The 23,568-nt window shown below is 71.3% G+C and carries 15 protein-coding genes; 2 read left to right on the forward strand and 13 right to left on the reverse strand.

The genetic code is table 11. The features are described 5' to 3' along the window. Positions 1-117: 117 nt before the first annotated feature. Both JYK04_RS16030 and JYK04_RS16035 read left to right on the forward strand, forming a co-directional pair. Entirely contained in the window at positions 118-2,997 is a 2,880-nt protein-coding gene (locus JYK04_RS16030; RefSeq protein ID WP_189736911.1) for a bifunctional glycosyltransferase/CDP-glycerol:glycerophosphate glycerophosphotransferase, read from the forward strand. Further along, on the forward strand, positions 2,994-4,166 hold the full coding sequence (locus JYK04_RS16035; protein WP_189736913.1) for a glycosyltransferase: 1,173 nt from the start codon (positions 2,994-2,996) through the stop codon (positions 4,164-4,166). The genes JYK04_RS16030 and JYK04_RS16035 overlap by 4 nt, the downstream gene beginning before the upstream one ends. Positions 4,167-4,261: 95 nt before the next feature. On the opposite strand, the gene galE is transcribed toward JYK04_RS16035, so the two are convergent. From galE to mreD, 13 genes are all read right to left on the reverse strand, one after another. Next, positions 4,262-5,275: a UDP-glucose 4-epimerase GalE gene (galE, locus tag JYK04_RS16040; RefSeq protein WP_189736915.1), complete on the reverse strand. Its 1,014-nt coding sequence runs from the start codon at positions 5,273-5,275 to the stop codon at positions 4,262-4,264. An 82-nt stretch (positions 5,276-5,357) separates the two neighbouring features. Then, on the reverse strand, positions 5,358-6,974 hold the full coding sequence (locus tag JYK04_RS16045; protein WP_229875233.1) for a glycosyltransferase family 2 protein: 1,617 nt from the start codon (positions 6,972-6,974) through the stop codon (positions 5,358-5,360). A 70-nt stretch (positions 6,975-7,044) separates the two neighbouring features. Further along, entirely contained in the window at positions 7,045-8,490 is a 1,446-nt protein-coding gene (obgE, locus tag JYK04_RS16050; protein ID WP_189736917.1) for a GTPase ObgE, read from the reverse strand. 180 nt (positions 8,491-8,670) lie between these two features. Next, positions 8,671-8,925 (reverse strand): 50S ribosomal protein L27, encoded by a 255-nt coding sequence (rpmA, locus tag JYK04_RS16055; RefSeq protein ID WP_030840805.1) that lies wholly within the window; start codon positions 8,923-8,925, stop codon positions 8,671-8,673. Between the two features lie 13 nt (positions 8,926-8,938). After that, entirely contained in the window at positions 8,939-9,259 is a 321-nt protein-coding gene (rplU, locus tag JYK04_RS16060; RefSeq protein WP_030013082.1) for a 50S ribosomal protein L21, read from the reverse strand. Positions 9,260-9,542: 283 nt separating this feature from the next. Beyond that, positions 9,543-13,442, reverse strand: coding sequence for an Rne/Rng family ribonuclease (locus JYK04_RS16065; RefSeq protein ID WP_189736919.1), 3,900 nt, complete (start codon positions 13,440-13,442; stop codon positions 9,543-9,545). Positions 13,443-13,677: 235 nt separating this feature from the next. Further along, positions 13,678-14,457, reverse strand: a complete 780-nt coding sequence (locus JYK04_RS16070; RefSeq protein WP_189736921.1) for a TIGR03936 family radical SAM-associated protein — start codon at positions 14,455-14,457, stop codon at positions 13,678-13,680. Between the two features lie 110 nt (positions 14,458-14,567). After that, on the reverse strand, positions 14,568-15,653 hold the full coding sequence (locus JYK04_RS16075; RefSeq protein WP_189736923.1) for a hypothetical protein: 1,086 nt from the start codon (positions 15,651-15,653) through the stop codon (positions 14,568-14,570). 63 nt (positions 15,654-15,716) lie between these two features. Further along, positions 15,717-17,642 (reverse strand): TIGR03960 family B12-binding radical SAM protein, encoded by a 1,926-nt coding sequence (locus JYK04_RS16080; RefSeq protein WP_189736924.1) that lies wholly within the window; start codon positions 17,640-17,642, stop codon positions 15,717-15,719. Positions 17,643-17,714: 72 nt separating this feature from the next. Next, the gene (locus tag JYK04_RS16085) at positions 17,715-19,235 is read right to left on the reverse strand and encodes a CYTH and CHAD domain-containing protein (protein WP_189736926.1); all 1,521 of its coding nucleotides are present in this window, start codon (positions 19,233-19,235) and stop codon (positions 17,715-17,717) included. Positions 19,236-19,284: 49 nt separating this feature from the next. After that, complete coding sequence (gene rodA / locus JYK04_RS16090; RefSeq protein ID WP_189736928.1) at positions 19,285-20,484, reverse strand: rod shape-determining protein RodA; 1,200 nt, start codon at positions 20,482-20,484, stop codon at positions 19,285-19,287. A 170-nt stretch (positions 20,485-20,654) separates the two neighbouring features. After that, the gene (mrdA, locus tag JYK04_RS16095; protein WP_189736930.1) at positions 20,655-22,835 is read right to left on the reverse strand and encodes a penicillin-binding protein 2; all 2,181 of its coding nucleotides are present in this window, start codon (positions 22,833-22,835) and stop codon (positions 20,655-20,657) included. A gap of 13 nt (positions 22,836-22,848) precedes the next feature. Next, on the reverse strand, positions 22,849-23,556 hold the full coding sequence (mreD, locus tag JYK04_RS16100; protein WP_189736932.1) for a rod shape-determining protein MreD: 708 nt from the start codon (positions 23,554-23,556) through the stop codon (positions 22,849-22,851). Positions 23,557-23,568 lie beyond the last annotated feature (12 nt).

Raw genomic sequence — 23,568 nt, forward strand, 5'->3', positions numbered from 1 at the left:
AGAAGTATGCACGGCGAGGGTCCGGCGGGAGTCGGGCTGCGGGAGTCGAGGGCGGCACACGGTAGCGTGGACGAGATAAGCGGAATCAGCTGAACGTAACGAAACGAAGGGATCGAGGTGCACGTGCCCGACGTCTCCGTGGTCGTCATCGTCTACAACGACGCAGAGCGTCTGCCGACAGCAGTCCGGTCGGTTCTGGACCAGACCCTGCACAGCGTCGAAGTCGTGATCGTCGACGACTGCAGCAAGGACCGCTCGTACGCGGTCGCCCAGGAACTGGAATCTGCACATCCGGGGAGAGTGCGCGCCTTCCAGCTGCCGGAGAACAGCGGCGGCTGCGGTGCGCCGCGCAACCACGGCATCCAGCAGGCCACCGGAACGTACGTGATGTTCCTCGACAGCGACGACGTGCTGGAGCGCAACGCCTGCCGGAACATGCTGGACGCCGCCGAGCGGACCGGATCCGACCTGGTCGCGGGCATGTGCGTACGCGTCCACCTCGACAACCGGTGGGGCAAGACCACCGAGTGGTACCCCTGGATCTACTCGCGCACCCGCACCCTGGAATCGATCACCGAGTACCCCGACCTGCTGGTCTACGACACCCTCTCCACGAACAAGTGCTACCGGCGCGCGTTCCTGCTGGAGCAGGGCCTGGAGTTCCCGGTCGGCATCCACTACGAGGACCTGCTGTTCTCCGCGCAGGCCTACGTGGCCGCCCGCCGCATCACGCTGATCCCGAACCACGTCTACTTCTGGAACGTGGTCGAGAAGGCCGCGGCCCTGTCGATCAGCAACCGGCGCCACGAGATCGCGAACTTCGTCCACCGGATGGAGATCCACCGCCGCGTCGACGCCCTGCTGGCCGAAAAGGGCCACACGGACATCAAGTCCGCGAAGGACGCCAAGTTCCTCAAGCACGACCTCGTACTGCACCTGCGCGACCTGCCGCTGCTGAGCGACGAGTACCGCCAGGAGTTCGCCCGCCTCGCCAACGGCTACCTCGCGGGGATCGACCCGGCCGCGTACGAGAACGTCACCTACCTCCAGGCGATCTGCGCCTACCTGCTGGGCAAGGAGGACTGGGACAACCTCCTCCCGGCCGCCGACGCCATGACCAACAAGGGCCGGCTCACCTCCCCGCTCGCCGAGCGTGACGGCCGCGTCTACTGGTGCGCGCAGCACATCGACGGTCCCGACGGCGACGAGGCCCGCCGGATACTGGACGTCACCGAGCAGGCCTTCCACACCACGCCGCTCACCTCCCTCACCCTGGGCAACCGGCTGACCTCCTACGAGGACGACGGCCGCGGCACGGTCACCATGTCCGGCTCCGTCGTGAACCCGCTGGGCCGGATCCCGGCCGACGCCGACCTGAAGGCCACGCTCGAATTCCGGGCCCGCCGGCAGATCGGCGTGCGCTCCTTCAGCTTCCCGGTGGAAACGGTCCGCCACGCCGGTGACACGATCGAGTGGACCGGCACCGCCGACGTCGCGAGCACGGTCCGCCCGCTCGGCATCATCGATGCCGTCTGGGACGTCCGCCTCAAGCTGACCGCGGGCGGCGAACGGCTCACCACCCGGGTCGCGATCGGCGGGGTCGACCTGGAGTCGGCCGCCCGGCTGCGCGTGCGCCCGCGGCTGACCCGGCTGGTCTCCGACCGCTTCGGGCCCCAGATGACCAAGAAGGGCAACCTCAGCTACGTGCTGAGCGCCGAGGGCGCCGCCGCCGTCCGCACCCAGTCGCTGATCAACAACGCCATACAGGGCAAGGCGGCCGGCGTGGTCAAGCGGGGCCTGCGCAAGGCACTGCGGACCCGCCGCAACATGGGCTCCGGCGAGCAGAAGGTGAAGATCTACCACGAGGTCTTCTCGAAGCTGCCGATCAAGAAGGGCACGGTCGTCTTCGAGAGCCACATGGGCAAGCAGTACAGCGACAGCCCCAAGGCGATCTACGAGGAGCTGGTCCGCCAGGGCGCGCCGTTCGAGGCCGTCTGGTCGTACGCGGGCGCCAGGCCCACCGGCTTCCCCAAGGAGGCCACCCTGGTCAAGCGCTGGAGCTGGCAGTACCTGCGCGCCCTCGCCCAGGCCGAGTACTGGGTCGACAACCAGGGCTTCCCGCTGGCGCTGGCCAAGCGCCCGGGGACCACGTACATCCAGACCTGGCACGGCTCGGCACTCAAGCGGATGGGCTTCCACGAGCCCCGGACCAAGGCGCAGGGCCGGGCCGGCCAGGCCCGTTTCCAGGCGGCCGTCGACCGCTTCGACCACTTCCTGATCCGCTCCGAGCACGACACCCGCACCCTCGCCAAGGGCTTCCGGCTGCGTGACGAGGTGCTGCTGCGCACGGGCTACCCGCGCAACGACGCCCTCGTCGAGGCGCACCGGACCGAGTCGCACAGCGGTGAGCGGGTACGCGGGCCCCTCGCGGGCGAGCTCGGCATCGACCCGGACAAGAAGGTGCTGCTGTACGCGCCGACCTTCCGGGCGGGCGCGGACGGCGCGGTGGAGGGCTTCGCCTTCCCCTTCGACGTGGAGGAGTTCGCGGACCGCCTCGGCGACCGCTTCACGCTGCTGGTGCGGACCCACTACCTCAACAGCGTCTCGCTGCCGCCGTCCGTCGAGGGCCGCGTCATCGACGTGTCCCGGCACCACGACATCACCCCGCTGCTGGCCCTCGCCGACGGTCTGATCACCGACTACTCGTCCGTGATGTTCGATTACGCGGTCCTGGACCGGCCGATGCTGTTCTTCGCGTACGACTACGAGAAGTACGCGACGGACATCCGCGGCACGTACTTCGACCTGAAGGAGAAGGCCCCGGGCCCGGTGGTGGCCACGGCGGACGAACTCCTGCAGGCCCTCGCCGCCTTCGAGGAGGCCGACGTCAAGTACGCCCAGGCGCGGCAGCGGTTCCTCGCCGAGTTCGGCGAGTACGACCGCGGGGACGCGGCCCGCCAGATCGTAGAGAAGTTCTTCACCAGGAGCGGCAAGTGAGCCAGCAGACCGCCACCCCGGGCGGCCGTGACATCTTCATCGTCTCCAACAACGTCGACGAGATCGGCGGTGTGACGACCTGGTCGCACCAGATGGCCCGGCAGTTCACCGACCGCGGCCACCGGGTGCACATCGTGGGCATCGCGCCGGTCGCCGACGACATCCGGCAGAAGCTGCCGCAGGGCCTGCCGTACGAGATGACCACGCTCTACGACGCCCACCCGCCGTCGGCCCGCCGGCTGCGCGGGATCAAGGGCCGGCTGAACGCGCCCGAGCGGCGCCGCCAGGCGGCCCGCCGGGCGCAGATGCGGGTCAAGGCCGAGCGGCTGAGCGAGCTGCTGCGGGGAGCCCGCCCGGGCGGTGTCGTCATCGTCACCCAGGTCTGGGCGATGGAGTGGGTGGCGCTCGCCGACACCAAGGGGCTCACCGTCATCGGGATGAGTCACGAGTCGTTCGAGGCCAGCCAGAAGTCCACCCGCGGGGAGCGGGTCCGCCGCTTCTACCCGCAGGTCGACCGGCTGCTGGTGCTGACCGCCGAGGACGCGGACCTGTGGATCCGGGCGGGCATGGAGAACGTGGGGAGCATGCCGAACCCGCTGCCCTTCATGCCCGACTCCCCCGCGCCCCGCACGGAGAAGGTCGTGGCGTGCGTCGGCCGCCTCGCCTTCGAGAAGGGCGTCGACCTGCTGCTCGACACCTGGGCGGACGTCGCGCCGCACCACCCCGACTGGACCCTGCGGATCTACGGGGCGGGCGCGGAGGAGGCGACGCTGAAGGCGTACTGCACCTCGCTGGGCCTGGACGACTCCGTGGAGTGGATGGGCAGCACCGACGACGTGCTGGGCGCCCTGCGCGGAGCCTCGGTCTTCGCCCAGGCCTCACGGGCCGAGGGCTTCCCGATCACGCTGCTGGAAGCGATGGCGGCGGGCGTGCCGGCGGCCGCCTTCGACTGCGCGCCGGGCGTACGGGAGATCGTCGAGCACGGCGAGGACGGGCTGCTGGCCCGGCTGGGCAACACGATGGAGCTGGCCGGGCACCTGCGCGAGCTGATGTCCGACCGTGAGCTGCGCGACCGGCTCGGGGACAACGCCTTCCACGCGGTGCAGCGCTACTCCAGCCCCGAGATCACCGACCGGTGGGAAGAGCTGTTCTCCTTCCTGGAGCGCTGACCGCACCCTGCACGGCACCGATGTGAAGCAGCCCGCCCCGGACACTCCCGGGGCGGGCTGCTTCACTCACGGAACACGGGGTTCGCTCCGGCCGGTCAGGCCTTGTGGACGTCCCGGTGGGCGTCCTTGCGGGCCACCTTGTTGGCCTCCCAGCCCGCCCAGGCGGAGGTGACCATCTCACGGACGTCGTGCCGGGCCTTCCAGCCCAGCTCCCCGGTGATCTTGTCGGCCGAGGCCACGACCTTCGCCGGGTCGCCGGGGCGGCGCGGGCTGATCACGGGGGCGATGTCGTGCCCGGTGCTCTTGTTCATCAGCTCGACCATCTCGGCGACGGAGACGCCCTCGCCGCGCCCGATGTTGACGGTGAGGTCCTTGTAGTCGCCGGCCGCGGCCCACTCGGCGAGCTTGCGGGCGGCCGCCACGTGGGCCTCCGCGAGGTCCTCGACGTGGATGTAGTCGCGGATGCAGGTGCCGTCCGGGGTCGGGTAGTCGTCACCGAAGATCTTGGCACCCTGGCCGGCGTCGTAGCGCTCGAAGACCATCGGGACCAGGTTGAAGACGCCGGTGTCGGCGAGTTCGGGCGCCGCGGCGCCCGCCACGTTGAAGTAGCGCAGACAGGCGGTGGAGATGCCGTGCGCCCTGCCCGCGGCGCGCACCAGCCACTCCCCGGCCAGCTTGGTCTCGCCGTAGGGGCTCAGCGGCTTGCACGGGGTGTCCTCGGTGACCAGGTCCACGTCGGGCATGCCGTAGACGGAGGCGGAGGAGGAGAAGAGGAAGTTGCGGATGCCCGCGTCGGCCACGGCCTGGAGCAGGACGGAAAGGCCCTGCACGTTCTCGTGGTAGTAGTACATCGGCTTCTCGACGGACTCGCCGACCTGCTTCTTGCCCGCCAGGTGCACCACGCCGGTGATCTTGTGCTTGCGGATGACGTCCTCCACCGCCAGCCGGTCGAGGACGGAGCCGACCACCAGCGGGACACCTTCCGGTACGCGGTCCTCGTCACCCGTGGAGAGGTCGTCGAAGACGACGACCTCCTCCCCCGCGAGCCGCATCGCGCGGACGACGTGCGCGCCGATGTATCCGGCGCCACCGGTGATCAGAAACGTCATGTGTGTCTCCTTGGTCCTGTCCGACTTCGGGATGAAGAGCGCGGCGGTGTGCAGGTCTGCGGCAGGGGCCGCCTCCGGGGCCTCAGCCCGCCCCACGGCCCGCCCGGGCCCGGTGGAGGCGGTTGCGTACGAGGTACAGCGCACCCTCGGCGCCGGGCGCGAGGCGCAGCGCGAGGGCGCCGGCCCCCGTCCGGTAGGGCTGCGCCAGCAGAACACCGTACCGGCTGCTGGGCAGCGCCCGACGGCGGAGCAGTCGGCCCCGGGGGCGCAAGGAGGTGAACACCGAGCTCCCGTCGGCACACCGCACGCCCACCCCGACGTTCCACGCCTGCATCCTGCGCAGCCCCTGACGGCGGCCCGTGACGGCCAGGTCGGCGAGGCGGAACGGCAGTACGGCGACCCAGCCGCCGCTGCTGTCGGGGTACAGCTCGACCGGCTGCGCGAGGACCGCCTCGCCGCCCGCACGGGGCATGAAGCTCAGCTGCGCGGTGACGGGACCGGCCTCGGCGAGGCGCCCGTACAGGTCGTGCAGGCGGATCCGGACGGCGGCGCGGCCGGCCGGCTCGGCGTCGACGGTGACGGGCAGCTCGCCGACCGGCAGCACGGGCAGATCCGCCAGCTCGACCGGGAGCTCCTCGCTCCAGACCGGGACTCCGGCGGGACCGGTCGCGTACGGGGGCAGCAGCCGCGGCGGTTCGGCCGCCAGCCGGGTGAGCCGCTCCACATCGGCGGGCGGGGTCGCGGTGGCACGCAGCACGGAGACGATCCAGCGGGCGTGGGCCGCGGCGGACTCGATGTCGGCCTCGGGGAAGGTGTCGACGTACTCGCGGGTCAGGGTCCACCAGGCGGCCTGGTACTCGGGGTCCCGGCCGAGCTCGCGCAGGTACATGCGCAGGTCGTACTCCAGGAACTTCACCCGGCAGGCGCTGCCCAGCACCGGGGAGGCCTCGGCGAGGATCCCGGCGGCCGTGCGGTGAGCCTCGATGCGGGAGCGCCAGTTCCCGACGTCCTTGCGGTCCAGGGAGATCGACACCTGGGCGGCGCTGCGGCGCACGTGCCAGACGTAGACGAGGTCGCCGGTGACGGCGATGCGGGGGGCGGCGGCGAGCACGCGGGCGGTGAAGACGAAGTCCTCGTAGATGAACCGGCCGTCTGGGAAGCGCAGACCGTGTTCCTGGAGGAAGGCGCGCTCGTACAGCTTGTTGACGCAGAGGGTGTCGCGGACGAGCTCGGGCCGGTCCACCGGCCGCTCGATCACCTCGCCCGGTGTGTGCAGTCCGGGCATCCACGGGACGTCGTGGTGCTGGGGCAGCTCGCGCCGCACCGCAGCGCCGACGGTGACCGGGGCGCGGTGCTCCTCGGCGGTGCGCACCAGGGCGTCGGCGGCCCCCGGCGGCAGGATGTCGTCGCTGTCGAGGAAGAGCACGTATTGGCCGGAAGCAGCCGCGATCCCGTCGTTGCGCGGGGTGCCGCACCCCCCGCTGTTCTCCGTCCGGTGCACGACCTTCAGGCGGGGGTGGACGGCGGCCAGCTCGTCCAGCACCCGCGCGGTGCCGTCGGACGAGGCGTCGTTCACCGCGATCACCTCGGCGACCACCGGGCCCTGGGCGAGGGCCGAGGAAACGGCCTCGCCCACGAGCCCGGCGTCGTTGTACGCGATGACCACGACGGACACGGTGGGTAGGTTGCTGCTGTTCACCCGGAAGATCCTAGGCGACCGACGTAAAGGCGCCTTCAAACCTTCCGGGCACAAGTCCCTCGGGAGGGGCTCAGAAAGGCCGGAATTCGTCGTATTCCTTCTGCGCCGAGTCCCCGCGCTGGGCTTCCTTGTCCTTGCGGCGGGTGGTGGCCGGACGCGGGGCGTCCAGACGGTGGTCCTCGCCACGGCGGCCCAGCATCTCCGCGCCGGCCATCACGGTCGGCTCCCAGTCGAAGACGACCGCGTTCTCATCGGAGCCGATGGCCACGCCGTCACCGGCCCGGGCGCCGGCCTTCTTCAGCGCCTCCTCGACGCCGAGGCGGTTGAGGCGGTCGGCCAGGTAGCCGACGGCCTCGTCGTTGTTGAAGTCGGTCTGGCGGACCCAGCGCTCCGGCTTCTCGCCGCGCACCTTGTAGACGTCCTCGACCTCGTCGTAGGTGACGGTGAAGCCGGCGTCGTCCACGGCCTTCGGACGGATGACGATACGGGTCGCCTCCTCCTTCGGCTTGCGGGCGCGGGCCTTGGCGATGACCTCGGCGAGGAAGTAGGAGAGCTCCTTCAGACCCGTACGGGCGACCGCGGAGACCTCGAAGACCTTGTAGCCGCGGGCCTCCAGGTCCGGGCGGACCATGTCGGCGAGCTCCTGGCCGTCCGGGATGTCGACCTTGTTGAGGACGACGAGACGCGGACGCTTCTCCAGGCCGCCGCCGTAGAGCTTGAGCTCCTCCTCGATGACGTCGAGGTCGGCGATCGGGTCGCGGTCGGACTCCAGCGTGGCGGTGTCCAGGACGTGCACCAGCACCGAGCAGCGCTCGACGTGGCGCAGGAACTCGAGGCCCAGGCCACGGCCCTGGCTGGCGCCGGGGATCAGGCCCGGGACGTCGGCGATCGTGTAGACCGTGGAACCGGCCGTGACGACGCCCAGGTTCGGGACCAGGGTGGTGAAGGGGTAGTCCGCGATCTTCGGCTTGGCGGAGGAGAGCACCGAGATCAGCGAGGACTTGCCGGCGCTCGGGAAGCCGACCAGCGCCACGTCGGCGACGGTCTTGAGCTCCAGGACGACGTCGCCGGTGGTGCCGGGGACGCCGAGGAGCGCGAAGCCGGGGGCCTTGCGGCGGGCGGAGGAGAGCGCGGCGTTGCCGAGACCGCCGCGGCCGCCCTCGGCGGCCACGTAGGTGGTGCCCTGGCCGACGAGGTCGGCGAGGACGTTGCCCTCCTTGTCGAGGACGACGGTGCCGTCCGGCACGGGCAGGACCAGGTCCTGGCCGTCCTTGCCGGAGCGGTTGCCGCCCTCGCCGGGCTTGCCGTTGGTGGCCTTGCGGTGGGGGCTGTGGTGGTAGTCGAGCAGCGTGGTGATCGCCTGCTCCACCACCAGGATGACGTCGCCGCCACGGCCGCCGTTGCCGCCGTCGGGGCCGCCGAGCGGCTTGAACTTCTCCCGGTGAACGGAGGCGCAGCCGTGGCCCCCGTTACCCGCGGCGACGTGCAGCTCGACGCGGTCCACGAAGGTGGTCATGGGTGTTCCTCCAGATACATACGGGAATGTCCCGGGCAGGCCGTATTACTACCCCTGCCCATTAAAACGTGGTCTGTATGACAACGCGCCGAGGGCGGACCTCTCTTCCCGGCCTGCGCCGGAAAGAGCTGAGATCCGCCCTCGGGAAGTTACGAACGCGCTAGATCAGCAGGAGCTGGATCAGGCGGCCGGAACGATGTTGACGACCTTGCGGCCACGGTGCGTGCCGAACTGGACCGAACCGGCCTGCAGCGCGAACAGCGTGTCGTCGCCACCACGACCGACACCCGAACCCGGGTGGAAGTGGGTGCCGCGCTGGCGGACGAGGATCTCACCAGCGGAAACGACCTGACCGCCGAAGCGCTTCACGCCGAGCCGCTGGGCATTGGAGTCGCGCCCGTTCCGGGTGGACGATGCGCCCTTCTTGTGTGCCATGTCTCAGTCCCTCTTACTTCGCAGCCGCGGGGATACCGGTGACCTTGATCGCCGTGTACTGCTGGCGGTGACCCTGGCGACGGCGGTAGCCGGTCTTGTTCTTGTAGCGCAGGATGTCGATCTTGGCGCCCTTGTGGTGGTCCACAACCTCGGCCGTGACCTTGATGCCGGCCAGGACCCACGGGTCGCTGGTCACGGCTTCGCCGTCGACAACGAGCAGGGTCGAGAGCTCGACCGTGTCGCCAACCTTGGCAGTGGAAATCTTGTCAACCTCAACGATGTCGCCGACAGCAACCTTGTGCTGGCGACCACCGCTGCGCACGATGGCGTACACGCGGATCTCTCTCTCACTCGGGACGGATGCTCCTGAAGCCAGCCGCTCAGGCAAGCCCCGCCGAGAAGACGGAACCGCACCGATCCGGATTGGACGAGCGGCCTCTCTCGCCCGACGCTTGCGCGTACGGAACGTGAGGAAGGTGCTCAGGAGCGCGGCGTTCTGCAAGACACGCCGACGGTCTAGGTTACGGGGCCGGTTCCGGAGGGTCAAACCGGGCCCGTACGGCCGTGGGCCCCACCACTCGGCGGGGCCCACGGCCGCTGTGTCACTCAGCGGTGGATCAGGCTTCGGTCGGAGCCGACACGGACGGCGGGGTCTGCTGCTCCGCCGCCGCGGTCTTCTTCGTCGTCCGCTTCACCGCGGTCTTCTTGGTCGTGGCCGCCTTCTTGGCCACGGTCTTCTTGGCGGCCGCCGCCTTCTTGGCCGGGGCCTTCTTCGCCGCGGTCGCCTTCTTGGCCGGGGCCTTCTTGGCGGCCTTCTTGGCCGGTGCGGCCTCCTCGGCCACCGGTGCGGCCTCCTCGGCAGGCGCCGTGGCGGCTTCCTCGGCGGCCGACGCGGCCTCGACGACCACCACGGCGGCCTCTGCCGCGCCTGCCGGGGAACCGGCGGGTGCGGTGGCCTTACGGGTGGCACGGCGACGCGGACGGGCCGGAGCGGCCTCCACGACGGGGGCCTCCTCGACCTCGGCGACGGCGACGACCTCGGGCTCCGGCTCGACGACGGGCTCCGGCTCCGGCACGACGACCGGTTCCGGCTCCGGGGCCACCTCGGCCGCGGGGGCCGGGGCGCCCGCCGGGGCGGTGGCCTTGCGGGTCGCGCGGCGACGCGTACGGCCCTTCGGCGCGGCCTCCTCGACCGCCTCCACGACCTCGGCGACCTCGGCGACCTCGGCGACCGGTGCGGTCTCGGCGACGAACTCGGGAGCCGGCTCCAGCACCGTCTCGGCCGGCTCGGTCACCGGCTCGTCCACGACCACGGGGGCCGGGGCCTGGACCGGAGCGGCCGCACCGCGCGGGGCGCCCGCCGGAGCGGTGGCCTTACGGGTGGCACGGCGCCGGTTGCGGCGGCTGCTGATGCCCGCGGCGGCCTCGGCCTCGGCCGGGCTGCTGTAGAGCTCCTCGTCCGCGACGAACTCCGGCTCGGGCAGGGCGCGCGGCGCGGCCGCCTCGGCAGCCACCTCCGCCTCGGACTCGAACGCCTCGGTGTCGACGGGCTCGACCGTCTCGATCTCGTGGTCGTGCTGGTCGAACTCGGTGCGGCCACCGCGGCGCTTGGAGCGCTTGCCGTTGCCACCGCCGCCGATCGCGGTCGGCTGTTCCATGTGCACGATGACACCGCGGCCGTTGCAGTGGACGCAGGTCTCGGAGAAGGACTCCAGCAGACCCTGGCCCACCCGCTTGCGGGTCATCTGGACCAGGCCCAGCGAGGTGACCTCGGCCACCTGGTGCTTCGTACGGTCGCGACCCAGGCACTCCAGCATGCGCCGCAGGACCAGGTCGCGGTTGGACTCCAGGACCATGTCGATGAAGTCGATGACGACGATGCCGCCCAGGTCGCGCAGCCGCAGCTGGCGCACGATCTCCTCGGCCGCCTCCAGGTTGTTCCTGGTGACGGTCTCTTCGAGGTTGCCGCCCTGACCGGTGAACTTGCCGGTGTTGACGTCGATGACGATCATCGCCTCGGTCTTGTCGATCACAAGCGAGCCGCCCGAGGGCAGCCACACCTTGCGGTCGAGCGCCTTGGCGAGCTGCTCGTCGATCCGGTACGTCGCGAAGACGTCGACCTCGGAGGTCCAGCGGGACAGCCGGTCGGCCAGGTCCGGGGCCACGTGGTTCACGTAGCCGTGGATCGTCTCCCAGGCACCGTCACCACTGACGATGACCTTCGAGAAGTCCTCGTTGAAGATGTCGCGCACGACGCGGACGGTCATGTCCGGCTCGCCGTACAGCAGGCTCGGCGAAGAGGTCGAGATCTGCTTCGACTTCTTCTGGATGTCCTCCCACTGGGCCTGCAGACGCTCGACGTCACGGCGCAGCTCGTCCTCGCTCGCACCCTCGGCGGCGGTGCGCACGATGACGCCCGCGTCCTCGGGGACGATCTTCTTGAGGATGGTCTTCAGACGCGCGCGCTCGGTGTCGGGCAGCTTGCGGCTGATACCGGTCATCGAGCCCTCGGGCACGTAGACCAGGTAGCGGCCGGGCAGCGAGACCTGGCTGGTCAGGCGGGCACCCTTGTGGCCGATCGGGTCCTTGGTGACCTGCACCAGGACCGACTGGCCGGACTTGAGGGCGGACTCGATGCGGCGCGGCCCGTTGGCCATGCCGAGCGCCTCGAAGTTGACCTCACCGGCGTACAGGACGGCGTTGCGGCCCTTGCCGATGTCGATGAAGGCGGCCTCCATCGACGGCAGCACGTTCTGGACCTTGCCCAGGTAGACGTTGCCGACGTACGAGGTGGCCTCTTCCTTGTTGACGTAGTGCTCGACGAGCACGTTGTCCTCGAGGACGCCGATCTGGGTGCGCTCGCCGGACTGGCGGACGACCATGACGCGCTCGACGGCCTCACGGCGGGCCAGGAACTCGGCCTCGGTGATGATCGGAACACGGCGGCGACCCTGCTCGCGGCCCTCGCGGCGGCGCTGCTTCTTCGCCTCCAGGCGGGTCGAGCCCTTGATGGACTGGACCTCGTCGGAGGACTCGGCCTTCTCCCGCGCGGGGCGCGGCTCGCGGACCTTGACGACGGTACGCACGCCGTCCTCGTCGCCCGCTTCGGCGGCCTCGGCCGGACCCTCGCCGCTGCGACGACGGCGACGGCGGCGACGACGGCTGGAGCTGGAGCCGAGGGCCTCGTCGGCCTCCTCGTCCTCTTCCTCCTCGGCCTCGGCGGTGTCCTGCTCGGCGGCCTCGTCCTCGGCGGACTCGTCGAGGTCGGCGGCCTCACCGCGACGGCGGCGACGGCCACCGCGACGGCGGCGGCGCGACGGGCGCTCGCCCGACTCGTCGCCCTCTTCGAACTCGGCGGACTCCTCGTCCAGCTCGGCGGCCTCGGCCTCCGGCTCCTCCTCCGCGAGCACCTCGGGAAGGGAGACCGGGGCGGTCTCGGCGACCGGAGCGGACTCGGCGGCGCCGCGCCCACGGCGACGGCGGCGGCCGGCGGGCTGCGCGACGGGGGCCGCGGTGGCCTCGGCCTCGAACTCGTTCTCCTCTTCCTCCTCGACCTCTTCGGCCGGGGCGGCGGCACGAGCGGCCGCGGCGGCCATGGCAGCGGTCTCGGGGGTCTGGAACATCGGCTCCGCGAAGACCGGGGCCTGGAAGACGGCCACGGCGGGGCGCGCGGCGCGGCGGGCGCGGGCCGGGGCGGCGGGCTCGGCGCTCTCGGCGACGGGCTGCGGGGCGGCGGCCGGAGCGGCGGAGCGGGTGGCGCGGCGGCGGCCGCCGCGCTTGGGCGAGTCCACGGCGTCGGCGACGGTCACGGCGCGGGCGGCCTTGGGGGCCTCCTCCACGACGGGCGCCGGCTCGGCGGCGGGGGCCTCGGCGACGGGCGCGGCCTCGGCGGCCGGGGCGGTCACGGCGCGGGTGGCACGGCGACGGGCACGCGGCGCCGGAGCGGCCGGAGCCTCCTCCTCCACCACGGGCGCGGCCTCGACCACGGCGGCCGGAGCCTCGACCACGGCAGCGGCAGCGGCCTCGGCGGCCGGAGCCGCGACGGCGCGGGTGGCACGACGACGGGCACGCGGCGCCGGAGCGGCCGGAGCCTCCTCCTCCACCACGGGCGCGGGAGCCTCGGCGGCGGGAGCCTCCGGGGCGGCGACGGCGCGGGTGGCGCGGCGACGGGTCCGCGGCGCGGGGGCGGCGGGCTCCTCGGCGACGGGGGCGACGGCGGCGGCCACCGGCTCGGCGGCCGGGGTCTCGACGACGACCTCGGCGGCCGGGGTCGCCGGGGCGGCCACGGCGCGGGTCGCGCGGCGGCGGGGACGAGCGGGGGCGGCGGCCGGAGCGGCCTCTTCGGCGGGGGCGGCCGGAGCGGCCTCGGTCACCGGGGCCGTCTCGGCGACGGCGCCACCGGGCGGGCCCGCGGGCCGGGAAGCGGCACGGCGGCGACGGCGCGGCGGCAGGTTGTCGCTGGGGCTGCCGCTGTCGGCGTTACCAGCAGGGGTGGTGTCGTTTTCGTTGTTGAGCATTGCGGGCGGTTCTCCCGTCACGCTCCCGGGCGCCGCGGCTGACTTCCGGTCCGGCACGGCTCCGCGCAATGAGCGCGGAACCGGCCTCCGGGGCGCGTTCGCCACACGGGAGCTGTAGTCCATGGCCGCCGGTTCCGTACGTATGGTCCGTACGGCCTGGCGGAAGTCTTCAGGTCAGTGCGCGGCCCGACCCAGGTGGCTCCCGAGTACCAGGGCTGCGCGACGACGGCGTTCCTTACGCGGCGGGACCTTCCGGCGCCTTCGCGTCGGCTGCTACGGCGGCCGTGGGTGGAGCGGCCGTGTCAGCCTCGCGGTCGGGCGCGAGCGGGTCGGTCACCGTGCCGGACTCCTCGTCGAAGAGCCCCTGCGCCAGCCTGGTCACCGCTGAGGGGACCGGCGGCGCCAGGTCGGCCACAGCTCGGAGACCGGACAGGACGTCGTCGGGTCGCACGGCAGGTGTCAGATGCCGAACAACCAGCCGCAGTATCGCACAGGCATTGTCCAGCGGCCTATCAGCCGGGGCGGGAAGCGCTTCGAGACTGACGACCGCGCCACGGGTGTCGAAGGTCCGCATTCCGTTCTTGGTCCGGCGCTGCACCTCCACGTTCTCGGCGGCGAGGAAGACCGACACGGCCCGCTCGGCCTCGGCGAGCTCCACGCCGTCCAGGCGCAGCTCCCACACGGAGGCGGTCAGCCGGTCCGCGAGGCCCGAGGTGCGGGCCTCGACGGCGTCGATGATGTCGAGTCCGGTGGGCATCGACTCGTCGAGCAGCTCACGGAGCTTCTCGGGGTCGCGGGGCTCGGCGAGGGCGATCTCCAGGTACTCGGCCTCGCTGCCGGTACCGGTCGGGGCGGCGTTCGCGTACGAGACGCGCGGGTGCGGGGTGAAGCCGGCCGAGTACGCCATCGGCACCTCGGCGCGGCGCAGGGCCCGCTCGAAGGCGCGCTGGAAGTCGCGGTGGCTGGTGAACCGGAGGCGGCCGCGCTTGGTGTAGCGCAGTCGGATGCGCTGCACCACCGGTGCGGGAGGCGGGCCTTCGGGCTGTCGCTTGCCCAGTGGTTCTTCTCCTTGTGCGGGGCTCCGCGGCTCGCGCGTCGCCCTGAGGTCTGTCGACCCGCTCCGGCTCACCCCTGCCGTCGGGGCAGGGAGATCTCGTCAGCGGGTGCCGCGTCGGCGGCTGTCGTACTACCCAGAGTACGCTCCCGTGACCTCGCCGGTTCCACGGGAGGAGTACCGAAGAGCGCGCGGCGCACTGAGGCGCGGGCCTCGCGGACCGCGGCGCGGCCGGTCCGCCAGACCTCGCGGACGGCGTGCCCGGCGGGCGTCAGCACGTGCCGGTACACCCAGGACGCGGGCCACCCGATCAGCACCCGGCCGACCCACTTGAGCCCGCGCCACAGCGCGGCGGTGATCAGCCCGGCCACGTGCCAGGCCCAGACGAGGACCCGTCCGACCGGAGCGAGCACGTACCGGTACAGGGCGACGGCCAGCCACCCGAGGCCGACCCCGACGGGCCGCAGCAGATACCGGTACCCCGCGACCACCAGCCACACGAAGCCCTGCCCGACGGGCCGCAGCACGTACCGGTACACGGCGACCACCAGCCATACGAGACCCAGGCCGACGGGCCGCAGCACGTACCGGTGGACCACCGCGGCCAGCCAGGCGATCCCGCGGCCTACGGGCGCGAGCACGTAGCGCCACAGCCCGACCCACGGCCAGACGAACAGCGCCATGCCGAGGGCCCATCCGATCCAGCCGACGCCCTTGGCGAGGGGCGCCAGCAGGTAGCGCATGCCGCCCCGGCCCAGCCAGGCGAGCGCCTCGCCGAGCGGACGCAGCACGTACGCGCCCAGGAACCGCCCGGCCGGAGCGAGCAGGTGGTCGTACGCACCGCGGCACAGCCACGCCAGTCCCTGGCCGACCGGGGTGAGGACGTACCGCCAGAGCCCGACCCACGGCCAGACGAAGACCAGCTTGAACAGGACGGTCAGCAACCACCCGAGCCCGCGGAACAACGGCTCGAGGACATGGACGTACAGCGGCCCGAGGACGTGCCGGTGCGCGGCCCGGCACCCGGCGACCAGCAGTTCCCAGACCACTCGTACGGGCAGTACGACAAGTACGGCGACGATCTTGACGGGGACCCTGATGACGCCCACCAGGCACCCGTCGCCGCCGCCGGCCGGAGGTCGCTTGTCCGTTTCCATGCAGTCAAGGACACGACGAAGGCCCCCACCCGTTGCGGGCGGGGGCCTCTCGTGACCCAAGGGTTACTTCACGACGGACAACGGCAGCAGCTTCTTGCCGGTGGGTCCGATCTGGATGTGTGTGTCGAGCTGAGGACAAACGCCGCAGTCGAAGCACGGGGTCCAGCGGCAGTCGTCGACCTCGGTCTCGTCGAGGGCGTCCTGCCAGTCCTCCCAGAGCCAGTCCTTGTCGAGACCGGAGTCCAGGTGGTCCCAGGGCAGGACCTCCTCGTAGGTGCGCTCGCGGGTCGTGTACCAGGCCACGTCCACGCCGTAGGCGGGCAGGGTCTTCTCGGCCGCCTCCATCCAGCGGTCGTAGCTGAAGTGCTCGCGCCAGCCGTCGAAGCGGCCGCCCGACTCGTACACGGCGCGGATCACGTCACCGATGCGGCGGTCACCGCGCGAGAGGAGGCCCTCGACGATGCCCGGCTTGCCGTCGTGGTAGCGGAAGCCGATGGAGCGGCCGTACTTCTTGTCGCCGCGGATCTTGTCGCGGAGCTTGCCCAGGCGGGCGTCCGTCTCCTCGGCGGACAGCTGCGGCGCCCACTGGAACGGGGTGTGCGGCTTGGGCACGAACCCACCGATGGACACCGTGCAGCGGATGTCGTTCTGGCCGGAGACCTCGCGCCCCTTGGCGATGACGTTGACCGCCATGTCGCCGATCTGGAGCACGTCCTCGTCGGTCTCGGTGGGCAGGCCGCACATGAAGTACAGCTTCACCTGGCGCCAGCCGTTGCCGTACGCGGTGGCGACGGTCCGGATCAGGTCCTCTTCCGAGACCATCTTGTTGATGACCTTGCGCATGCGCTCGGAGCCGCCCTCGGGGGCGAAGGTCAGGCCGGAGCGGCGACCGTTGCGGGTCAGCTCGTTGGCCAGGTCCACGTTGAACGCGTCCACGCGGGTCGACGGCAGGGACAGGCCCACCTTGTCGTCCGTGTAGCGGTCGGCGAGGCCCTTGGCGATGTCGGCGATCTCCGTGTGGTCCGCGGAGGACAGGGAGAGGAGGCCGACCTCCTCGAAGCCGGTGGCCTTCAGACCCTTCTCCACCATCTCGCCGATGCCGGTGATGCTTCGCTCCCGCACGGGGCGCGTGATCATGCCGGCCTGGCAGAAACGGCAGCCGCGGGTGCAGCCGCGGAAGATCTCCACGGACATGCGCTCGTGGACGGTCTCGGCGAGCGGGACCAGGGGCTGCTTGGGGTAGGGCCACTCGTCGAGGTCCATGACCGTGTGCTTGGACACGCGCCACGGCACGCCGGAGCGGTTGGGCACGACACGGCCGATGCGGCCGTCCGGCAGGTACTCGACGTCGTAGAAGCCGGGGACGTAGACGTTGCCGGTCTTGGCGAGGCGCAGGAGGACCTCTTCGCGCCCGCCCGGCCGCCCCTCGGCCTTCCAGGTGCGGATGATCTCGGTCATGTCGAGGACGGCCTGCTCGCCGTCGCCGATGACCGCGCAGTCGATGAACTCCGCGATCGGCTCGGGGTTGAAGGCCGCGTGGCCGCCCGCGAGGACGATCGGGTGGTCGACGGTACGGTTGCGGGCCTCCAGCGGGATGCCGGCGAGGTCCAGGGCCGTGAGCATGTTGGTGTAGCCCAGCTCCGTGGAGAAGGACAGGCCGAACACGTCGAAGGCGGAGACCGGGCGGTGGCTGTCCACGGTGAACTGCGGCACCTTGTGCTCGCGCATCAGTTCTTCGAGGTCGGGCCACACGCTGTAGGTGCGCTCGGCGAGGACGCCCTCGCGCTCGTTGAGCACCTCGTACAGGATCATGACGCCCTGGTTGGGCAGCCCGACTTCGTACGCGTCCGGGTACATGAGGGCCCAGCGGACGTCACAGCTCTCCCACTCCTTGACCGTGGAGTTGAGTTCACCGCCGACGTACTGGATGGGCTTCTGCACGTGCGGAAGCAGGGCCTCAAGCTGAGGGAAGACCGACTCGGTCATCACGCGACTTTCGTGAAGCGGGCAGGGGGCAGCTATCTAGCGTACCCCGAGGCTCGGCCGCCCCCACCCACATGATCATCCCAGGCCGGCCCGCAGCGCTGGGTCGGAGAGCTCGGCCCAGACGTCCGGAAGCTCCCTCTCGCGCCGCTCGGCCAGGGCTTCCTCGCGCGCGTAGAGCACGCCCCAGGTGAAGGCGGACTCCCCCGCGCCCGTCGCCTGGACGGCGAGGCCGCGCAGGGCGCCGCGGGCCACCACGCTGTCCTGGTGGTCGCCGAGCAGGTTCTGCACGGCCTTCCCCGTCTTGGCCAGGTTCTTCGCCGGTCCGCCGAGTACGGGCACGGCCGACTCGGCCGCGTACCGGACCCGCTTGGCGGCCTTGCGGGCGTCGTGCAGGGCCAGGTCGCGCTGCTCGCCCTCGTCGAGGGAGAGGGCGCTCTCGACGCGGACGGCGAGGCGCGCGTAGTCGCGGAGCACCGCCTTGGGCAGGACCGCCTCCGGGGGCCGGGCGGCGGCCTTCAGCAGGGGTGGCGCGTCCAGTACGGCGTCGAGGGCGTCCAGCAGGGCCACGTAGCGGGCGCTGTCGAGCACGGCCAGGGCCCGGCGCCGCGATCCGGAGCGGCGGGCGGTGTTCCACACCCGCAGCCTGCTGCGGACCGGGCCGATCACGAGGGTGCGGGGCAGCTCGCCGAGCCGGGTCTGGATCCGCTCCAGCAGGACCTCCTGGTCGCGGTCGACGCCGAGCTCGGCGGCGAGCCAGCGCAGTTCCTCGCCGATGGGGTCGGTGGCGGCCCGGTCGATCACCTTGCGGTAGGTCTTGAAGGCGCTGCGGATCCGGCGGCTCGCGACCCGCATCTGGTGGACGGAGTCCGGCAGCCCGCGTCGCACGGCCGGGTCCTGGGCGACGAGCGCGTCGCGCTGTTCGCGCAGGTACGCGAGCACGTGCGCGCCCGTGGTGCCTTCCGGGCCGCCGCTCGCGGGCCGGGCCGGGGGCTCGGCCGCGGTCTCGGCGAGGGCGCGGGCGAGCTTCGAGGGGGCGTCGGAGACCCGGAGTCCGGCCCTGCGGAAGGTCTTCTCCACGGCGTCGAGCAGTTCGGGGTCGACGCCGTCGGCGAGTTCCACCTCGACCTCGGTCCAGGCGGCGGTGGCCTCGCCGCGCTCGGCCAGGACGGCGTCGGTGCTCAGTTCCGCGAGCAGGGCCCCGTCGGCGTCGAGCAGGTGGCTGACGCGGCGCGAGGAGACCAGCCTGACCTGTGGCTGGAGCCCGGCGCCGCGGACGCGGGAGCGGACGAGGGCGGCGAGGGAGGGCGGGACCGTGTCGCTGAGCGCGGCCCCGATCTCGTCGCGCACGCCCGGGGAGACGGGGAGTTTGAGGTGCCAGCCCTCGTCCGCGCCGCCCGTTCTGCGCCTCAGGGTGAGACCGTCGGCGGCGAGCCGCTGGTCGGGGGTGTCGTAGTAGACGGCGTCGAGGTCGACGGTGCCCTGGTCGGAGACGGCCGCGATGGCGGCCGTGCCCGTCAGGTCCGGCACCCCGCGCCGGGCAGATTTGGCCTTGGAGAACTCGAATTTCCGCTCGATTTCGCGCTTGGTGTCCGCCATAGACCGAACTTAGTCCTGAACGGATCACGTCGGCAGGGTGAACGGAACATCAGGCTGACAATGGCCGTTGCACCTTGATCGACTGCAGGAGGCCGATCGCCACCCACACCGCGAACATCGATGATCCTCCGTACGAGACGAAGGGCAGTGGGAGCCCGGCCACCGGCATGATCCCGAGGGTCATCCCGATGTTCTCGAAGGACTGGAAGGCGAACCAGGCGATGATCCCGGCGCACACGATCGTCCCGTACAGCTCGGTGGTCTCCCGGGCGATCATGCAGGCCCGCCACAGGATGACGCCGAGCAGCAGCAGGATCAGTCCGGCCCCGACGAAGCCGAGCTCCTCCCCCGCCACGGTGAAGACGAAGTCGGTCTGCTGTTCGGGCACGAACTGGCCGGTGGTCTGCGAGCCCTTGAACAGCCCGGAGCCGGTCAGGCCGCCGGAGCCGATCGCGATGCGCGCCTGGTTGGTGTTGTAGCCGACGCCGGCCGGGTCGAGCTCGGGGTTGGCGAAGGCCGCGAAGCGGTTGATCTGGTACTCGTCGAGTACGCCGAGCTGCCAGATCAGGATGGCGCCGCTGGCGCCGGCGCCGAGCAGGCCCACCACCCAGCGGTTGGAGGCGCCGGAGGCCAGCAGCACGCCGAGCACGATCACGATCATGACCATCACGGAGCCGAGGTCGGGCATCAGCATGACGATGCCCATCGGGGCCGCGGCGAGGCAGAGCGCCTTGACGACCGTGCGGTGGTCGGGGTGGGCGAGGTCGCCCGCGTCCACCCGGGTGGCCAGCAGCATCGCCATCACCAGGATGATCGTGATCTTCACGAACTCGGACGGCTGGAGGGAGAATCCGCCGCCGATGACGATCCACGCGTGGGCGCCGTTGATGGTGGCGCCGAGCGGGGTCAGCACGGCGAGGATCAGCAGGAGGGAGAGCCCGTAGAGGATCGGCACGGCGCCGCGCAGGGTGCGGTGGCCGAGCCAGACCGTGCCGATCATCAGCACGAGGCCGATGCCGGTGTTGAGGGCGTGCCGGGCCAGGAAGTAGTACGGGTCCCCCTGGTTCAGCGTGGTCCTGTTGCGGGTCGCCGACCACACCAGCAGGGCGCCGATGCAGGAGAGGGCGGTCGCGGAGAGGAGTATCGGCCAGTCGAGCCGGCGCACCACCGAGTCGCGGGCGGTGAGCTTGGCCATCGCCCCGCGCTCGGGCGCGTACCGGGAGACGGAGAACTTGTTGGCGGTCTGCATGTCTTCCCTTAGGGGGTGTCTTGTCGATCAGGGCGGATCAGGGAGCGGTGGCCGGTGCCGTGCATCGCAAGGCGGACGAGGGAGGCGACGCGGAGCGTCGCCGACCGAGGACAACGCGGCGAGGTGCGGTGCCGGCCGCCGCGAGCCCGCCCTGATCGGCAGGACACCCCCTAATCCTGGCGAGCCGCGGGCGGTGCGGGCGGCCCGGCGAGCACGGCCGGCTCCAGATCCTCGGGGGACGCCGGCACGTACGGCCGGATCTCCGGGGAAATGATGGAGCCGTCGGGCTCGATCCGGGGCAGCTTCGCCTCGGGGCCCAGCAGCAGGGCCTTCTTGAGGTCCTGCTTCCCGTCCATGGTCAGACCGTAGATGGCGTTGTAGAGGTTGCGGACGGCGGGGCCGGAGGCGCCCGAGCCGGTGCCGCCCTGGGAGATCGTCATGACGATCGTGAAGTCCTTGGTGTAGGTCGCCAGCCATGACGTGGTCTGCTTGCCGTAGACCTGGGCGGTGCCGGTCTTGGCGTGCATCGGGATCTTGTCCATCGGCCAGCCGCCGAACCGCCAGGCGGCGGTGCCGCCGGGTTCGACGACCGAGCGCAGGCCCCCGTCGAGGTCTCTGATGGTCTTGGCGTCGATCGGCAGCCGGCCGTGCGACTGGGGCTTGATCATCTCGATGTGCTTGCCGTCGGGGCTGATCACGGCCTTGCCGACGGTGGGGTTGTAGAGGGTGCCCCCGTTGCTGATGGCGGAGTAGGCGGTGGCCATCTGGATGGGGGTGACGAGGACGTCGCCCTGGCCGATGGCGAAGTTGATGCTGTCGTAGGCCTTCAGCTGGTTGCCTTCGAGGCAGCTCTCGTACGCGATCTGCTCGACGTAGGTGCCGCCCCGCTTGCCCTGCTTGCACCAGGCGTTCTTGTTGGCCTTCCAGAAGTTCTGCTTCCACTTCCGGTCGGGGATCCGGCCGGTGACCTCGTTCGGCAGGTCGATGCCGGTCTCGGAGCCGAGTCCGAACTCCCGGGCGGTCCGGTAGAACCAGTCGTGGGCGTCCTTCTTGGGGCTGAGGCCGCCGTCGCGCTGCCACTCCTTGTGGCCCAGGGCGTAGAAGACGGTGTTGCAGGAGAACTTGAGGGCGTCCCCGAGGGTGATCGGGCCGTGCCCCTTGGACTCGAAGTTCGCGAAGCTGCGGCCGCCGAGGCTGTAGGAGCTGCTGCAGTTGTACTTGTCGTCGAACTTGTAGCCGGCCCGGACGGCCGCGCTCGCGGAGACCACCTTGAAGATGGAGCCCGCGGGCGCCATGCCCTGGATGCCCCGGTTGAGCAGCGGGTAGTTGGAGTTCTTGCTGGTGAGCTTCGCGTAGTCCTTGCCGGAGATGCCGCCGACCCAGGTGTTGGGGTCGTAGTCGGGCTGGGAGGCCATCGCGACGATGCGGCCGGTCTTGGCCTCCATGACGACGACGGCTCCGGAGTCGGCCTCGTACTTGCGGCCGGTGATGTTGTCGGTCTCGTTGCGGACGACCTTCATCGCGTCCTGGAGCTCGTACTCGGCGACGGCCTGGACCCGGGCGTCGATGCTGGTGACGAGGGTGGATCCGGCCACGCCCGGGTCGGACTTGGTCTGGCCCATGACCCGGCCGAGGTTGTCGACCTCGTACGAGGTGACCTCCGCCTTGCCGCGCAGCTGCCTGTCGTAGGTGCGTTCGATGCCGGAGCGGCCGACCTGGTCGGACCGCAGGTGAGGCGAGTCGGAGTCCTTGGCCTTCTGGATCTCGTCGTCGGTGACCGGTGAGAGGTAGCCGAGCACCTGTGCGGTACGGGCCCCGCCGGGGGCCGGGTAGCGGCGGACCGCGGTGGGCTCGGCGGTGATGCCGGGGAAGTCCTCCGGGCGTTCGCGCAGTTGCAGCGCCTGCTGGGTGGTGGCTTCGAGCGTGACCGGGATCGGCTGGTACGGGGAGCCGTTCCAGCAGGGCGCGGGGGTCTGGGAGTCGCAGAGCCGGACCTTGTCCATGACCTCCCTGGGGCTCATGTCCAGGACGTCGGCGAGGCGGGTCATGACGCCCTTGCCCTTGTCCTTCATCTTCATCAGCGCGGTGCGGCTGGCGGAGACGACGAGGCGGGTCTCGTTGTCGGCGAGCGGGACCCCGCGGGCGTCGAGGATCGAGCCGCGCACGGCGGGCTGGACGACCCGCTGCACGTGGTTGCTCTTCGCCTCGTGGTAGTACTCGTCGCCGTTGCGGATCTGCAGGTACCAGAGCCGTCCGCCGAGGGTGAGGAACATCGAGAGGACGAGCACCTGGATCATGACGAGCCTGATCTGCACCCGGGAGGTACGGCCGGTCTCCGGAACGTTGGTCACGACTGCTCCTCCCTTACAGCTTTTTGACGCTCTTCACACCCTTGACCGCCTTGACCCCCTTTATACGGACAGCTTTGTTGGCCCGCGAGCGCGCGGTCTTCAGGCGCAGGCCGCCGCGCTGGCTGCCGATGCGCAGGCCCGTGCCGCCGGCCAGCCAGCCGGCGGAGACGTCGGCGGCCTTGTTGGCGGGGCCGCCGCCGGCCTCGACGGCCATCGGGTCGTTCTCGGCCTTCCGCGCCAGCGCCATGATCCACGGCACGGTGAACGGCGCGAGCAGCAGGTCGTAGAGGGTGGCGGTGAACACCAGCCCGGTCAGGCCCACGTGGCGGGCGGCGGTGTCGCCGACGAGGGCGCCCACGCTCGCGTAGAGCAGGGTGGAGCCGATCGCGGCGGCGACGACGGTGAGCATCGGGCCCCAGGCGGAACGGAACCGGCCGCCGTCGGGGCGGGTCAGCCCGGCGACGTAGCCGATGACGCACAGCACGAGGGCGTACCGCCCGGCGGCGTGGTCGGCGGGCGGGGCCAGGTCGGCGAGGAGACCGGCGGCGAAGCCGATGAGCGCGCCGCTGACGTGCCCGTACACGAGTGCGAGCGAGACGACCGTGAGGAGCAGCAGGTCGGGCACGGCGCCGGGCAGTTGGAGCCGGCCCAGGACGGTGACCTGGATGACGAGGGCGACCACGACGAGGGTGGCCGAGAGCAGGATCCGGTTGAAGCGCATGCGTGGTCTGCT

The sequence above is a fragment of the Streptomyces nojiriensis genome, assembly GCF_017639205.1.
In the GTDB taxonomy this organism is placed as follows: Bacteria; Actinomycetota; Actinomycetes; order Streptomycetales; family Streptomycetaceae; genus Streptomyces; species Streptomyces nojiriensis.